Source organism: Undibacterium sp. GW821-FHT11H02 (genome assembly GCF_058808015.1).
The window spans coordinates 83,348-99,181 of the sequence record NZ_JBXARG010000008.1 but is presented as its reverse complement, the minus strand read 5'-3'; the positions used below and the strand labels follow the sequence as shown (position 1 = coordinate 99,181).

Genomic DNA, 15,834 nt, shown 5'->3' with positions numbered 1-15,834 from the left:
GTACACCTGAGTAAAAACGTTGATTTCATCTATGAACGAAAACAACGCCGGCAAGTTTCAGTTCCAGTAAAGCAGTCTAAATCAAAATCTACCAATGGGGAAACATCATGAAAACGATTTTAATGTGCGCCGTAGTCACTAGTCTTATTGCAGGTAGTTTCGTCAGTCAAGGCGCTGTTGCCCAAGAAGCGAAACCTGAACACGATGTGAGTTTCAATCTGGGTGCTGTCAGTGATTATCGTTATCGTGGTATTTCCCAATCACGCCTGAAACCAGCGCTGCAAGGTGGTGCGGACTATGTCAACAACACCCACGGTTTTTATGCCGGTACCTGGCTATCGACGATTAAGTGGACTAAGGATGCGGGTGGCAGTGGCGAAGTCGAAATGGATTTGTACGCAGGCAAACGCGGTGAAATTACGCCGGATGTGACTTACGACGTCGGCGTTTTGTCCTATGTTTACCCAAGTAATGGTTTAAAAAATGTGGCGGGTTTTGCCGATGCGAACACGACAGAAATTTACGGTCAGATTGGCAGCGGCCCTTTTTACGTCAAGTACTCGCATTCTGTAACGAATTTATTCGGTTTTGTTAACAGTAAAAACAGCGGCTATTTAGATCTGGTCGCCAATCTCGACATGAGCGAGGGCTACACCCTGAATCTGCATTATGGTCGTCAAACCGTAAAAAATAATACTACCTACTCGTACAACGATTGGAAAGTGGGCGTCACCAAAGAATTGGTCGGCGTGAATTTCAGTTTAGCCGTCATCGGTACCAGCGCTGACGAAAAGCTGTACTACACCCCTGCGGGCAAATTTACCGGCAAAACCAGCTTGGTACTGTCCGCTGTGAAGACATTCTGATTCACCCACATTGCATTAACACCGAGTGAATTCACTCTTATCGAACAACAGGTGTTTTGTTTAATACATCATCGAGACCATCATGAAACTGATTACTGCCATTATTAAACCATTCAAATTGGATGAAGTCCGCGAAGCGCTGTCAGAAATTGGCGTGCAAGGAATTACGGTGACCGAAGTTAAAGGCTTTGGTCGTCAAAAAGGCCACACCGAGTTGTATCGTGGCGCGGAATATGTCGTTGATTTTTTGCCTAAAACAAAAATTGAAGCGGCGGTTGAAGACAATATTGTTGAACGCGCTTTAGAGGCGATAGAAAACGCTGCTCGTACCGGAAAAATTGGTGATGGCAAGATTTTCGTCTATTCATTGGAACAAGTGGTACGGATACGTACCGGTGAAACGGGCAACGAAGCGCTGTAAGCGACTTCCTTGTGTCGCCACAAATTTGATCCTATTCGACCATATAGAACCAATGAGACCTATTATGAATAAACTATTTAAAATTCTCGCTGCGAGCGCCTTCGCGTTCGCCATCGGGCAAAGCGGTTTGGCGTTCGCAGAAGAGCAAGTGGCCGCTTCCGCTAGTGCAGTGGCCAGTGCAACATCATCCGCTACAGCCACCGTCGCTGCTGCGGCTTCCGTAGTTACGGCGGCGGAAGTTGCCAGTACACCGGCAGCAAGTACAGAAATGGCATCAACGACGACAATGGCAGCCGCAACCGCGGCTCCAGCTCCAGCCCTTGCAGCAGTGGCCGCGCCAACCCCAAACAAAGGTGATACGGCATGGATGTTGGTCGCTACTTTGTTGGTCACCATGATGGCAATTCCTGGCTTAGCACTATTTTATGGCGGCTTAGTACGTGCAAAAAATATGCTGTCCGTGTTGTTACAAGTATTCATGATCTTTTCCGTGATCATCGTGTTGTGGTGCGTCTATGGCTACTCCTTAGCCTTCACCGAAGGGTCAAGCTTTATTGGTAAATTTGACCGTGTCTTGTTACAAGGTATTTGGGATCCGGTACAAGCTAGCTTCACCACGGCGGCTACTTTCAGCAAGGGTGTTGTGATTCCGGAGTTTGTATTCGCCGCTTTCCAGGCGACCTTTGCGGCAATTACTTGCGGTTTGATTATTGGTGCCTTTGCAGAACGTGCCAAATTCAAAGCCGTGTTGGCCTTCATCGTGATCTGGTTCACTTTTAGTTACTTGCCTATCGCTCACATGGTGTGGTTCTGGACCGGTCCAGATGCGATCAAAGATGCGGCCACTTTGGCGACAGAAACTGCAAAAGCGGGCTTCTTGTTCCAAATGGGTGCTCTCGATTTCGCCGGTGGTACGGTGGTGCATATCAACGCAGCGGTCGCCGGCTTGGTGGGTGCCTTCATGATCGGTAAGCGTGTCGGTTACGGTAAAGAAGCGATGGCACCTCATTCATTGACGATGACGATGATCGGTGCGTCTTTGTTGTGGGTAGGCTGGTTTGGCTTTAATGCAGGTTCTGCGTATGAAGCGAATGATATCGCGGCATTAGCGTTTATCAATACCCTGTTAGCCACTGCAGCGGCAACGGTTTCCTGGGTTTTCGGTGAATGGATGACCAAGGGCAAACCTTCTATGCTGGGCGCGGCCTCTGGTGCTGTCGCTGGTTTGGTTGCCATCACACCAGCTTGCGGTTATGTCGGCCCTATGGGGGCTCTGGTGATTGGTTTGGCCTCGGGCATCGTTTGCTTGTGGGGCGTGAACGGATTGAAACGTTTGCTCGGTGCGGATGACTCGCTGGACGTATTTGGCGTGCATGGTGTTGGTGGTATTTTGGGCGCTTTGATGACGGGTGTCTTTGCTTCGCCATCTCTGGGTGGTCAAGGGATTTTTGACTATGTCGCGAATAAGATGTCAGCGGATGCTTACAGTATTGCGGCTCAGGTTACGACACAAGCGACTGCTGTTGGTGTGACTATCCTGTGGTCAGCCGTGGTTTCTGTGATCGCCTATAAATTGGTGGATCTGGTCATAGGCTTGCGAGTACCAGAAGATGAAGAGCGCGAAGGTTTGGATATCACTAGTCACGGTGAATCTGCGTATCATTCCTAATCGAATAAGTGCCAGGCGATCATATCGTCTGGCATATGATAAAAAATAATTGTAAAGATTTCTTGGTGGGACTTTCACGCCTCTCAGTCACTTGGGAGGCGTTTTTTTATATTATTTCGCCTTGACCGGTAGGTTCAAAATAATGGTCGTACCCATGCCAAGTTTGCTACTGACGACTATCTTGCCACCCAAGAGATCGGTGACGATATTGTGTACGATATTCATACCTAGGCCGCTACCGCCATGCCCTAGTTTGGTGGTGAAAAAAGGATCAAATACGCGCCGCAAATGTTCAGGTGAAATACCGCGGCCATTATCGCTGAAATAGATTCTGATTTGCTCAGTGTCGATCTGTTCGGCACGCAGCAACATTTCGCCTTTATTGCGATCTTCAAATCCATGAATCAGGGCATTGTTGATGAAATTGCTAATGACCTGACCATAGGGGCCAGGGTAGCTATCAATTTGTATTTCAGCAGGAATATCGACCTCGATTTGGTGACCGTGTTTTTGAATACGAGCCTGCATGGTGCGTATGATTTCCATGCTGGTTTTGAGTAAATTAAACTCGCGTCTTTGTTGGCTGGTCTGGTCGACAGAAACCTGTTTAAAGCTGCTCACTAATTCCGTGGCGTTAAATAAATTGCGCGTCAACATTTCATTTGCTTCGCTTAAGGCACTGGTAAATTGACTGAGTCCTGAACGCTTTAAAGTACCATCCTCAAGTTGACGTATAAATTTCGTGGTGTTTTCTTTCAAGGTGGTTGCGGTGAGCAGACAATTTCCTAACGGCGTATTGATTTCATGTGCAATACCGGCGACCAAGGCACCAAGTGCAGCTAGCTTTTCCTTTGACATTAATAACTGCTGTGCTGAAGACAGTTGTTGGTAGGTGTCAGCATTATCAAATGCGACCGCGGTGTAGGCAGCTAAGGTTGTCAACATGTCGACATGCATGCGCTCAAATGCATCAACATGGCTGCTTTGCATAGAAATTAAGCCTAGCAGTCGCCCCTTGATGATGAGCGGTACATAGATCAGCGATAAAGGATAAAAATCTTCATCTAACTCGCTTAAAGTATCAGCAATCACTAATTTATCTAGACCCTCTACCCCTATGTAATGCACATAATCTTCACGTACATCATTAATATAAATGGGTTTGCGGTGTTTGATACACCATACGGAAAGCAAATCGGGATCGAGCAGGCTACGATGGTAAGGGCGCAAATTTTTTCCGTGCAAAATATTGCACGGAAAATCAATCATGTTCTGCTCCGCTTTGTAAGTGCCGACTGACAGTAATTCAGCCGGCATTAACTTAGTCACATGCTGGTATAAAGTTTGTACTATGCCTTCGCGATCGAGTTGTGACGTGATTTCCCGCCCAATTTCGCTCAACATAAAAATGTTTTGATGTGCGGTGCGCAATAACTCGGTTCTTTGCTGTAATTCACGAGTGCGCTCAGCAACCCGTTTTTCCAGGCGATTTTGCTCCTGACGATATTCATCATGACTGATGACTTGCTGCACCAGATTGGCCAGATGGCTACCGAACAAGACGTCTTCTCTGGTCCAGTTTTTTTGAGTCTTGGCCTTACCAAAACTAATTACCCCAATTTGTTGACCGTGCAGGCGTACCGAAATCTCTAACAATGAACGCAGATCGCAGTCGCTATACAAACGGTTTAGTTCATTCGCTGCCGGATGGATGCGCAAGTCGTGAGTGGAAATGGGCGCCTGAATTGCATGAATGACTTGTAGATAGCGCACATAATCTTGCTGCTTGAGGATGCTTCCAATTTCAAATTTGAATGGCAAATCACCGACTATGATTTCGCAACGTAATTGTTGTTGATCCTTTGCTTTGAGCCATAGGCAAATACTGTCTATTTGCAAAATTCTTAAGGCTTCATTGCATATGAGATGTAAGGCATCGGCTAAGTTTTTTTCCTCTAATTGACTATCAGATGAAAGATCCAACAAGAGTTCTACGGGGGGCTTTCGAGACAAATCGTATTCGTGCAATCCGCGAAATTTGTCGATCACACTACCCTCTGCGATTTCCTTAAGTAGTTGATGGTGGCTTCTGGCGTAAGTCAGCGCAAGGGCAGGACGGTCTATTTTTTCATACAGTAGCGACAAGGCATTGCTACAGTGAGCGCGTTGTTCTCTCGATGCTATTTGTTCTGCATGCGCAAGTGCACGCAGATAAATTTCTATCGCAGCTTCAGTCTCACCGCGGTCATCGAATATTTCAGCCAGACTATGTGCTGCTGCACTAAGCAGCCATGGATACTCGTGGCTTTCGGCCAGCTGAATGGCGAATCGAATTTCTTCCTCAGCTTGCGCCAATTGGCCTTGTTGCTTGGCCAATAGTCCTAGGTACCAATGTGCTTCCGCCACATACCCCGGGATTTCGCCACGCCGTGCCTGAACTATGGCTTCCTTGAATAAGCGATTGGCGACATCCAATTGTCCTAAATGCATATGGTTGACCCCGAGATTAATCGCTTGTTTGCTTTTCAAATAGGGGCGGTCGAATTTTTCTAATAATTTACCGGCATCTTGATGAAACCTGGCGCCTGTTTCCCAATCACCTAGGGCGTCATAAATTTGCCCTAATCCTATACGTGCTTCGATCAGAACTTCGGTATCGTGGGTCACCTGAGATAAATCTATGCATCGCGTCCAGTAATGCACCGCTTCATTGTAAATACCTGAGGTGTACCGGATTCTGGCGAGACACTGCATCAATCTTCCGGCTTGATAAGGCAGGCCGGCTTGTTCCGCTTTTTGCAAGCCCAGGCATAATTCATCTTCCATGGTCTTGCCATTACCCAAACGTTCATTGATGAAGAAACGCAGACCCAAGGCATCTAAACCTAGTGATAACTGTTCTTCTTGGTAGGCGCAGTTTTCCAATTTGCGAAAAAGCGCAAGTGCGAGATGTGGATGCCGGCGCGCACAGGTTTCAATGCGCTGGAGAATTTCATTCATTGCTAATGTCGACCTAGTGTTTACTGATTCGAAAATACCTGTCCGAATATGGCTAGAAGCTTTCTGTCGATTCACGTATAACGTCAATTAGTGTTTTTCGCTGACGCGCTATTTTCTCTTCCGTTTATCGCTAGTCAGAGTTAAATCAGAGAGGAGATTGATTTCGCAGTTTGCCTCAAGTTTTTTTGTAAATATTTATTGCAAGTTTTGTGACATGACAACAATTTCCCGCCCCGTTACCGATCAGTCGCACGATTACTACCGTGCGCTAGCTGCCAAAGATGCGCGTTTTGACGGCGTGTTTTTTGCAGGTATTACGACCACAGGAATTTATTGTCGCCCAATTTGCCGGGTTAAAACACCTAGGCCTAGTTCTTGTGTCTTTTTTAGTTCACAAGCGGCGGCAGAAGCGGCAGGTTTTCGCCCCTGTTTGCGGTGCCGCCCAGAGTTAGCGCCGTATGACTTGCAACAAAATTTGGCGCATGCGATATGGCAAAAAATAGCGGCAGGAGCGATGAATGAACAGGGCGTTGAACAGCTTGCCAAGGCAGTAGGCTTGTCCTCGCGCCAGTTACGTCGGGTGATGTTACAAGAGTTCGGTGTTAGTCCAATTGAGTTGGCGCAAACACAGCGTTTGTTGTTCGCCAAAAAATTATTGCAAGAAACAAGCCTGAACATGACAGAGCTGGCTTTTGCAGCAGGTTTTGGTAGCGTACGTCGGTTTAATGCTTTGTTTGAAGCCCGCTATAAATTAACGCCCGCTTCGATCCGACGTTCACATTCACCTGCGGAGTCAGGCATTGCATTGCGCTTGGCATATCGTCCGCCGTATGCATGGGATGCCTTGTTAAATTATTTACAGGGACGCGCCATGTCTGGCCTCGAATATGTGGATGGTGTGCAAGGCTGTTATCAACGCAGCATACAACTGGAAGGAAAAAGCGGTTGGTTAAGCATTCATCATGACCCCGACAAGCAACAACTAGTACTGCATATCGCACCGAGTTTAAGTTCGGTGCTTATGCCTTTGTTGGCAAGAATTCGTCAGCAGTTTGATGTGGAAGCAAATCCCGTTCTGATCGCAAATCATTTGCAAGCAGACCCCCTGTTGGCAGCGCAACTGCAACGCACGCCAGGCTTACGCGTGCCCGGAAGTTTTGCGCCTTTTGAATTGGCGATACGGGCGATTTTAGGCCAACAAGTGAGTGTCGCTGGGGCGACGACGGTAGCGGGTCGATTGGTACAAAGATTTGGCGATGCTGTGCAAACACCCTGGCCACAAGTCAGCCATCATTTTCCTTCACCTGAACGATTGGCCGCGCTGAGCATAGAAGAAATCGCCAGTATTGGCATACCGAAAACACGCGCTGCCACGATACACAGCTTTGCCGTCTTTAGCGCAGCAGGAGGTCTAGAGCTCATACCAGGAACCAGCCTGGAACAAGTGATAAAACGCCTGGTCGCTTTGCCCGGTATCGGCGACTGGACGGCGCAATACATCGCGATGCGGGCATTGCGCTTTCCGAATGCCTTTCCGTCCGGTGATTTGGGTTTGCAAAAGGCGGCGACAGAATTACACCAAACGCGCTGCAGCGCCCGCGCTTTAGAACAGCGCTCGCAGGCCTGGTCGCCGTGGCGTAGTTATGCCGCTTTGTTGTTATGGGAGTCACTGGCTGTAAAAGCCTAATTGCTAAGGGTTCGAATCCATTATGAATAAGTATTTGATTTTTTCTTCTCCTTTAGGTGATTTACGCCTGTTAAGAACGCCGCAAGGTTTAGCGGGTGTCTATTTTCCTGAACATAAGCACATGCATTGGGATGCAAGGGTCCAGCATGCGCCGCAAGATGCGCTGCTGCAGCGGACTACTGAGCAATTGCAGGAATATTTTGCAGGACAGCGTTCGGACTTTGATTTAGCCCTGGACTGTAGTCAGGGAACGGATTTTCAAAAAGAAGTCTGGCGCGCGCTGCAAACGATACCTTATGGCGAAACCTGCAGCTATTCTGCGCTCGCACAAAAAATCGGGCGCCCTAAAGCGATTCGTGCTCTGGGTGCAGCAAACGGACGTAACCCATTGTCTATCATTGTGCCTTGCCATAGAGTGATCGCCGCCAATGGCGATTTACAAGGTTACGCTGGTGGACTGGAAAATAAGCGTTACCTGCTCGATCTGGAACTTAGCAGAGCTTTAAGTTAAATGCTTGAAATACAAGGAAAAATTGACGTAAAGCAAACAAAAAAGTGAGCTTTAGAACTTTTTTGATGCAATGCACAAAAAAAGCTTGACGCTTAAAAAATAGTCAGTAGAATGCGAATTGTTGCGGTGCACCATGTTTAAAGATTTTTTGGGACTCACTGCCATTTTGATTCAAACCGAATCGTCAATCTGAATCGTCAACTTACCGGAGAATTCCATGTACACAACACCAGAACAATTTATCGCTGCTACTAAGACTAACTTGGAAGCGCAATTCGCTGCCATCACAGCATTGAACCAAAAAGCATTTGAAGGTTTGGAACAGTTCGTATCTTTGAACGTGAACGCTGCTAAAGCGACTTTCGAAGAAGGTACAGCAGCAACTCAACAATTGTTGAACGCAAAAGATGCACAAGAATTGATCGCTTTGGCATCCGCTCAAGCTAAACCAAATGCAGAAAAAGCATTGGCATACGGTCGTCACTTGGCAACAATCACTTCTGCAACACAACAAGAATTCACTAAAGCAGTGGAATCTCATATCGCTGAAACTAACGCAAAAGTGGTTTCTTTGATCGACGAAGTGACAAAAAATGCACCAGCAGGTTCCGAGCAAGCGGTAACAGCATTGAAATCTGTCGTTGGTAACATCAATGCAGGCTACGAGCAATTGTCTAAAACAACCAAGCAAGCTGTTGCAACTTTGGAAGACAACTTGGCAAATGCCACTAAGCAATTCACACAAGCTGCTGAAAAAGCAACAACAACAGCAAAAAAGAAGTAATTTAGCCGATCAGCCTCTGGCAACGTCAAAGGCTAAACGACTAAGAAGTCGCAAATTTCGTCCACAAGTGCAGCTAAGCTTGTTTGAACAATAGTAGCGTCTTCGAAGTAAAAAAAGCTTTCTGAAAAGGAAGCTTTTTTTTCGCCCAAATTTTCATGAAAAATAAATCGATTGCGTAAAAATTCAGCAATTCTGATGCGGCGCAATATTTTCTATGGCAATTCCGCGCCAAGCCTTACAGACTGGTGTAATCTTATGAACTCATCGCAACCTTGATTCAAACTATTTAGGGAGTTTCACATGCAAGAAGTCGTAATCGTCGCCGCTGGACGCACCGCGGTTGGTAAATTTGGTGGTTCATTGGCAAAAGTAGCGGCATCTGAGTTGGGTGCACATGTGATTAAAGCCTTGATGGCAAAAACAGGTTTGAGTGGCGCAGCAGTTAGTGAAGTCATTTTGGGACAAGTATTAACCGCGGGCGTAGGTCAGAATGCAGCGCGACAAGCCGTTATTCGTGCTGGTTTGCCAAACACAGTACCAGCGATGACCATCAATAAAGTATGTGGCAGCGGTCTGAAAGCGACACATTTGGCAGCGCAAGCAATCATGGCGGGTGACGCTGAAATTATGATCGCTGGCGGTCAGGAAAACATGAGCGCCTCCCCGCATGTGTTGTCTGGATCACGTGACGGCTTCCGCATGGGTGATGCAAAACTCGTCGACACTATGATTGTCGATGGCTTGTGGGATGTGTACAACCAATACCATATGGGCATTACGGCAGAGAACGTCGCAAAGAAACATGGCATCACACGCGAAGAACAAGATGAGTTCGCATTAGCGTCGCAAAATAAAGCCGAGGCTGCACAAAAAGCGGGCAAGTTTGTCGATGAAATTATTCCTTACGACATCGTCAGTAAAAAAGGTACAACAGTGTTTGAAACTGATGAATTCATCAAGCACGGTTGTACTTTAGAGTCACTCGCCTCTTTGCGCCCTGCTTTTGATAAAGCCGGTACCGTGACTGCAGGGAATGCTTCCGGTTTAAACGATGGTGCAGCGGCAGTGATCATGATGTCAGCGAAAAAAGCGGCCGAATTAGGTCTGCCAGTGTTAGCCAAGATCAAGGCTTATTCCTCCGCTGGTATCGATCCAACCGTCATGGGTTTGGGGCCCGTACCCGCCGCTCAGTTGTGCTTGAAAAAAGCGGGTTGGACACACGAAGAAGTCGATCTGATGGAGATCAATGAAGCTTTCGCGGCACAAGCTATCGGTGTCAATCGTGAAATGGGTTGGGATACCAGCAAGATTAACGTCAACGGCGGTGCCATCGCCATCGGTCACCCTATCGGTGCTTCAGGTTGCCGTATTTTGGTGAGTTTGATCCATGAAATGATACGTCGCGATGCTAAGAAAGGCCTGGCAAGTTTGTGTATCGGTGGTGGTATGGGCGTGGCGTTGGCAATAGAACGCGCTTAAATTTCATATTAAGTGCTGAGAAACAAGCGGCCGTGGATCAAATTTGATCCACGGTTTTTTTTATCTATTTTTTCTTTGCCGAAATAAGATCTTTAATTTTCGCAAAGCGTTGTTCGACTGCGGGTTGGGTGTCATAGCGGTCAAAGCTTGTGCCCATGGCGCGATCAAGGCTGTTCAAACGATCTCCCGCTGGCGGATGGGTAGAGAGTAGAAAGCTGAGTTCGCCCCCCTTGTTGCCTTGTATGGTTTGTAAGACGGCAGGCAATCCGAAAGGATCGTAGCCTGCTCTGGTGGCCAGCACCACACCCATGCGATCCGCCTCGAACTCCGAGTCCTTATCTAAGCCAACTCCGTACAGCGCCATGCTAGCGCTTACAAGTTCCAGCACCGCCTTGTTTTTGCCGCTTGCCTTCCCGGTGGCATCCAAAATATTGTCCCCCAGGCCTTTCGCAAAAGCGATAGTATCGGCCTTCTTTATCGCACTCAGATGGTGTTTGCGGACGACATGAGACGCTTCATGCCCGAGTACGCCAGCAAGTTCTGCCTCACTGTTTAATTTCAGGAGCAAACCCTTTGTAATCACGATATAACCGCCCGGGGCGGCAAAGGCGTTAACATCCAACATGTCGAGTACCACAAAAGTCCAAGGTAAGTCGGGACGTTCGCTGTGCATAGTGACCCAACGACCAACGCGATTTACGTAGTCTTGAACTTCTTGATTGTCGAGTAGCGGTGCCAAACTTAGTAAATTTGCTGTGACTTCCTGACCCAAGGCTATCTCATCAGGTTCCGAAAATTCCTTGGCTGCTTTGGTAGCGTCGGTGGCGGTCTTAAACAGCTTAGTCAGATTGAATTGGGGCGATGGCGTTGCAGTTGCAGGAGCCAACATAAGACCGAGTCCAAGTACGGTCGTTGTAAGGAAATATTTGGCCATTATTTATCTCCTTCTGCTTTCAAGTAAGCTTGTTCTTGCTCACTCAGGTTTTGTTGTGCGGCAAAACTCTTCGCGTCAGGCTTGTTGGCAATAAAGCCCTGCATCTTTTGGAGTCGGTCGGTGTTTGGAGATAAATTTTTAAAACTCTCTTTGTCCAGTCCTTTGACGGCGGTAGTTGTGGTGCTACCTGTATCTGTTCCGCGTCTCAAATCCAGTCCTGATTGCAGAAAGCCACCCAGATTGCTGCCGCCTTCTTTTCCTTCAAAGCGCAGGCTTAACATTTTCACCCAACCCAAAGTGTCTTGAGCCTTTACTTCAGTCCAGCTCGCTTTGCGCGAGACCACCTCGAGTTTCTGATTTTCTTTGAGGGACTTGAGCGTTTCTGCATCGCTAAATGGTTTCGCTTTTAATTCTGTACCACGGATAACGATGGCTTGGTTTTGTGTTTGGCATAGTCCTTGTGAGCACATGAATGTACCGACAAGTAATATGGGAGCCGTATAGCGTTTCATATTGTCTTCCTCGAAATGGGGGCAAATAACTCAACTTCCTGTTCCCTACCTTTTACCTTATAGGAGCCAAAGGCTGCAAAGTCAAGCGCGTCGCCGCATTGCAACATGGTTTCCTTCGATACCAGAATGCGCGATACACCTTTGGTCAAGCCCTCTATGCGACTGGCGAGGTTGACAGTGTCACCGATCGCGGTGAATTCTTTTCGTTCGGATGAGCCTATGGAGCCAACCACAGCGAGGCCAGAATGCAGGCCTATCCCGACGTCAAAATCGGCTGACAAGTCACCCAACTCTAATTTGAATTTTTCCAGCACTTCAGACATTTCGACTGCAGCCCTGACCGCATCGAGTGCGTGTTGTTGACTATCAAGCGGCGCGCCCCAAAAAGCCATAATGCAGTCGCCAATAAATTTATCTATCGTGCCGTTATAGCGAAAAATCACTTCGACTTGAAGCGTGAAATAGCGGTTCAGCAGATCGACGATTTGTTCGGGAGTGCGATTTTCAGACAGTGAAGTGAAGCCACGAATATCCGAAAATAAAACCGTAATCTCGCGGCTTTCGGCTTTCTCACCGACATGCTCAGAGCCTTCGCGAGCGACCCATTCTTTGACCACATGGGGGTTGACGTAACGTCCAAACTCTTTGATCGTGGCTTGATAAGATCGATGCACTATCCAATATTCACGCAGTGCTAGCGAGAAGTAATAGATCCAGGCAAAAATCAGAGGAATGAGAACATGCAGCAAGACACCCTGTGAAAGGGCCCAGTAGGCAACGCCAATGGCAGTGGGCGTAATTAAGGCCAGACCCAGTGCAGGAAAAAGTGCATTCACTCTTCGCAAGAAGCAAACATAAATGAGAGCGATGGCTGTTAATGTCGCCAATAGCATAGTCCATGCAGGCGGCGTGTAGATGAACTGTTGATTTTTCAGATTGTCGATAGCAGTGGCAAGAATATTCGAGCCCCAATATTGGTTATCAATCGGCGTCACCCGCAGATCATGTAAAGACGAGGCGTTGGCACCGATGATGACGATTTTGTCTTTGAACTCTTGGGGGGAACGCTGGGGCTTTTCACGATCAATGTCGGCATAAAGGTCGGCAAACGAAATGCGTTGATAAGGGTTGCGGTCACCATGCCAAGTGAGCACTAAATCGGCTTTTTGTGGCACCGCGTAACCCAAGTCTTGGGCGACACGGGCTGGCAAAGAGGGCACTAACCAACCAGACATATCGGTATACAGTTCGTAGCGTCGTCCCACACCATCGGCATCCTCTGAGAAATTGACGCTTCCGATGCGCCAATGGTTGGGGTCTATCACCATGGGCAATAAAAAAGCGCCATGGGCAAATTCATCCGCGCGTGATGTCTTGATAAGACCCAAGCGAGTTTGCAAATCGCTGAGTTTTCCAACATAGGCCGCTCGATCCAATTCACTGCGGATAAATGGAAAAAAAACAGTAGCGTTGTCTTTTATCGCCTGGTTGAGCTGTTGGTCACTATCGGGTCTGTCCAAATCACGCTCGTTAAACGTGACATCAAATACGATGGCTTTTGGCTGTTGCCGCGCTATGGCTTCCACCACTTCTGCATAGACCGAACGAGGCCAAGGCCATCTGCCTACATTAGCTTCCATTTGAGTCAGACTGCGATCATCGATATTAAGAATGACGATGCTGGGATCCGCAGTCAATTTCTCGGCGTGGTGTTTTACCAACCAGTCGGAAAACTTGCCGTCGAGGTTGAGTAAGTAACGTGGCCATAGCACTTCAAAAGCTGCCAGAAGCGCGACTAGTAGCGTAAAGACATGAATAAAGCGCAGTGAAGATTTCATCACGAAGATGGCGAATTATTGAGCCGCGGATGGTGCCTGATAGCCGGGGATTTTACTTTCATCGACGACATCGATTTGCGCACTATCCATAAATTTTTCAGCGTATTCCAGGTACACTTTTTCTTTGACAAAGACATGAAATAACTCAGGGTCAATGTGCCCGTTCAAGCTAAATTTACCGAGAATATCGAGTGATTCCGTTAAGCTTTTTCCGGTCTTGTAAGGCCGATCTCTGGCAGAGAGCGCTTCAAAAATATCCGCAATCGCCATCATGCGTGCTTGCACTGACATTTGTGATCCGTGCAAGCCACGTGGATAGCCTTTGCCATCCATGCGTTCATGATGGCCGCCCGCGTATTCAGGGACATTCTTTAGATGTTTAGGCCAAGGTAAGGCTTCCAGCATGCGTATCGTGACCGCGATATGGTTGTTGATAATCTTGCGCTCATCTGCAGTTAAGGTGCCACCTTTGATTGTCAGGTTTTCGGTTTCTTCGGTATTGAGTAAATGTTGTTGTAGGCCGTGACTATCGATCCAGCGACGTTGTGCAATTTGCTGCACGCGTTGTATGTCCTCATCGCTCATACGTTCGCCACCGATATTGGCATGGCGTAAGAAGGCTCTTTCCTGATCTAGTTGTGCTAACGCATTCTTCAATGCTAGTTCCGCCGCCTGGCGTTGTTCGGAATGGGCCGAGAGTGTTTGCATTTGTTTTAAATGCTGAATCTCTACATCCCGTTTTAGGATTTCAAACCGCGCGTCGATCAGATGTATACGATCAAAAATGGTTTCTAATTTTGTCGATTTCTCGATAACGTGTACCGGCGTTGTGATCTTGCCGCAATCATGTAACAGCCCTGCCATCCACAATTCGCGCCGGTCACGATCGGTCATTTTGAATTCTTTAAGCGCCCCTTCATCGTGTCGGTGCGCAGCTTCTGCGAGCATCATCGTTAATTCCGGTACATGCTGGCAGTGACGCCCCGTGTTCGGTGATTTTTCGTCGATCCCGATATTGATCAGGTTGACCAAAGATTCAAACAGGTTTTCCAATTGAAAAATTAATTCCTGATTGCTCAGAGCAATCGCGGCCTGAGAGGCCAGTGCTTCGATAAATCTTTGGTCGGTTTCGGTGAAACTGCAAATTTCCTTGCTGACAGGATCGATGGCATTGATCAATTGCAGCACGCCTATCAGCTCGGACTCATGATTGAGCATAGGTACGGTTAGTAAAGACTTACAGTGATAATTATTCAATTCATCAAAGCGCCGCATTTCTGAAAAATTGAATAAATCCGCCTCATACACACTGGCGATGCGTACCGATTGTTTGAGATTTGCCGCATAGGCGACTACCGCACTGAGATTTTGATGCCCTTCTTGATCGAATAGAGGGATCGATTTCATCTTAGACGATTTTTCGTGCGAGCCACCAAAGTGCAGATTCAAGGTGTCATTCATCGCCATATCAAATTCCAGGCTATTCTTGTCCGCGCTAACACGATACAGCGTACCGCCATCGGCATGCGTCATGGTTTTTGCCGTCGCTAAGATGCGCTCCAATAGATGATTCACATCTTTAATGCCATTTAACGCGACACTGAGCTCGGTCAAATGTTGCAGGCGTTCGGCAATTTGTTCGTGATTCAGTTCTGACATGGACTTACATCATTCTAAGAAAAAAAGGAAATCAGGGAAGAAATAGCAGCTGTGCTGTGGAGTGGCCGCTGGCGTTTTAAGAATTGACAAAACGATAGAGAAATTTTTATGTAATGCTTAAGTCTACTGCTTTCCCTTACTGTACGCCTAGTATTTCCAGTTTCCAAGCTTGAATTTCTTCGCTTAACACAGGCAAAACAACAGAGCTTCGAGCTGTTTTAGCTGGATAAAATTGTATAGACAGGAAGTTTGCAAATATGAGGGCCTGATTCATACTTTCTGGCAGCGCTGTTGCACTTAAAATTTTAACTATGGTTTGCTATGGTCTTACATAATAATTTTCCAACTATGTTCCTGCTTCGGTTTAATTAAACTGACTTTGATCGCCGTATTGCGGCAAAATACGACACATTGTGAGAAAGTCGCGTCAAATGTGTCTTTAGCTTGTCAAATTTATCAAGGTAAACACCATAA

At 47.2% G+C, this 15,834-nt stretch carries 12 protein-coding genes; 7 read left to right on the top strand and 5 right to left on the bottom strand.

The window, feature by feature from the left end:
- Positions 1-107: 107 nt before the first annotated feature.
- From AC1RR2_RS10295 to AC1RR2_RS10285, 3 genes are all read left to right on the top strand, one after another.
- Entirely contained in the window at positions 108-866 is a 759-nt protein-coding gene (locus AC1RR2_RS10295) for a TorF family putative porin (RefSeq protein ID WP_493222167.1), read from the top strand.
- Between the two features lie 82 nt (positions 867-948).
- Positions 949-1,287, top strand: coding sequence for a P-II family nitrogen regulator (locus AC1RR2_RS10290; RefSeq protein ID WP_314862757.1), 339 nt, complete (start codon positions 949-951; stop codon positions 1,285-1,287).
- A 64-nt stretch (positions 1,288-1,351) separates the two neighbouring features.
- Positions 1,352-2,956, top strand: a complete 1,605-nt coding sequence (locus AC1RR2_RS10285) for an ammonium transporter (protein ID WP_493222166.1) — start codon at positions 1,352-1,354, stop codon at positions 2,954-2,956.
- A 111-nt stretch (positions 2,957-3,067) separates the two neighbouring features.
- Here AC1RR2_RS10285 and AC1RR2_RS10280 read toward each other — a convergent pair whose 3' ends face one another.
- Positions 3,068-5,956: an ATP-binding protein gene (locus AC1RR2_RS10280; protein WP_493222165.1), complete on the bottom strand. Its 2,889-nt coding sequence runs from the start codon at positions 5,954-5,956 to the stop codon at positions 3,068-3,070.
- A 214-nt stretch (positions 5,957-6,170) separates the two neighbouring features.
- Here AC1RR2_RS10280 and AC1RR2_RS10275 point away from each other — a divergent pair, with 214 nt between their 5' ends.
- The 4 genes from AC1RR2_RS10275 to AC1RR2_RS10260 all read left to right on the top strand — a co-directional run bounded on the left by AC1RR2_RS10275 (position 6,171) and on the right by AC1RR2_RS10260 (position 10,417).
- On the top strand, positions 6,171-7,643 hold the full coding sequence (locus tag AC1RR2_RS10275) for an AlkA N-terminal domain-containing protein (protein WP_493222164.1): 1,473 nt from the start codon (positions 6,171-6,173) through the stop codon (positions 7,641-7,643).
- 22 nt (positions 7,644-7,665) lie between these two features.
- Positions 7,666-8,154, top strand: coding sequence for a methylated-DNA--[protein]-cysteine S-methyltransferase (locus AC1RR2_RS10270; RefSeq protein ID WP_493222163.1), 489 nt, complete (start codon positions 7,666-7,668; stop codon positions 8,152-8,154).
- 217 nt (positions 8,155-8,371) lie between these two features.
- A complete protein-coding gene (locus AC1RR2_RS10265) occupies positions 8,372-8,938 on the top strand; it encodes a phasin family protein (RefSeq protein ID WP_422993345.1) in 567 nt (188 codons plus the stop codon).
- A 300-nt stretch (positions 8,939-9,238) separates the two neighbouring features.
- Positions 9,239-10,417, top strand: coding sequence for an acetyl-CoA C-acetyltransferase (locus AC1RR2_RS10260; protein WP_493222162.1), 1,179 nt, complete (start codon positions 9,239-9,241; stop codon positions 10,415-10,417).
- A gap of 64 nt (positions 10,418-10,481) precedes the next feature.
- On the opposite strand, the gene AC1RR2_RS10255 is transcribed toward AC1RR2_RS10260, so the two are convergent.
- From AC1RR2_RS10255 to AC1RR2_RS10240, 4 genes are read right to left on the bottom strand one after another with little or no spacing between them, the layout of a single operon-like run.
- Positions 10,482-11,351, bottom strand: a complete 870-nt coding sequence (locus AC1RR2_RS10255; protein ID WP_493222161.1) for a M48 family metalloprotease — start codon at positions 11,349-11,351, stop codon at positions 10,482-10,484.
- The gene (locus AC1RR2_RS10250) at positions 11,351-11,863 is read right to left on the bottom strand and encodes an SH3 domain-containing protein (RefSeq protein ID WP_493222160.1); all 513 of its coding nucleotides are present in this window, start codon (positions 11,861-11,863) and stop codon (positions 11,351-11,353) included. Before AC1RR2_RS10250 ends, AC1RR2_RS10255 begins: the two co-directional genes overlap by 1 nt.
- Positions 11,860-13,701 (bottom strand): CHASE2 domain-containing protein, encoded by a 1,842-nt coding sequence (locus AC1RR2_RS10245; RefSeq protein ID WP_493222159.1) that lies wholly within the window; start codon positions 13,699-13,701, stop codon positions 11,860-11,862. Before AC1RR2_RS10245 ends, AC1RR2_RS10250 begins: the two co-directional genes overlap by 4 nt.
- 15 nt (positions 13,702-13,716) lie before the next feature.
- The gene (locus tag AC1RR2_RS10240) at positions 13,717-15,360 is read right to left on the bottom strand and encodes an HD domain-containing phosphohydrolase (protein ID WP_493222158.1); all 1,644 of its coding nucleotides are present in this window, start codon (positions 15,358-15,360) and stop codon (positions 13,717-13,719) included.
- Between the last annotated feature and the right edge of the window lie 474 nt (positions 15,361-15,834).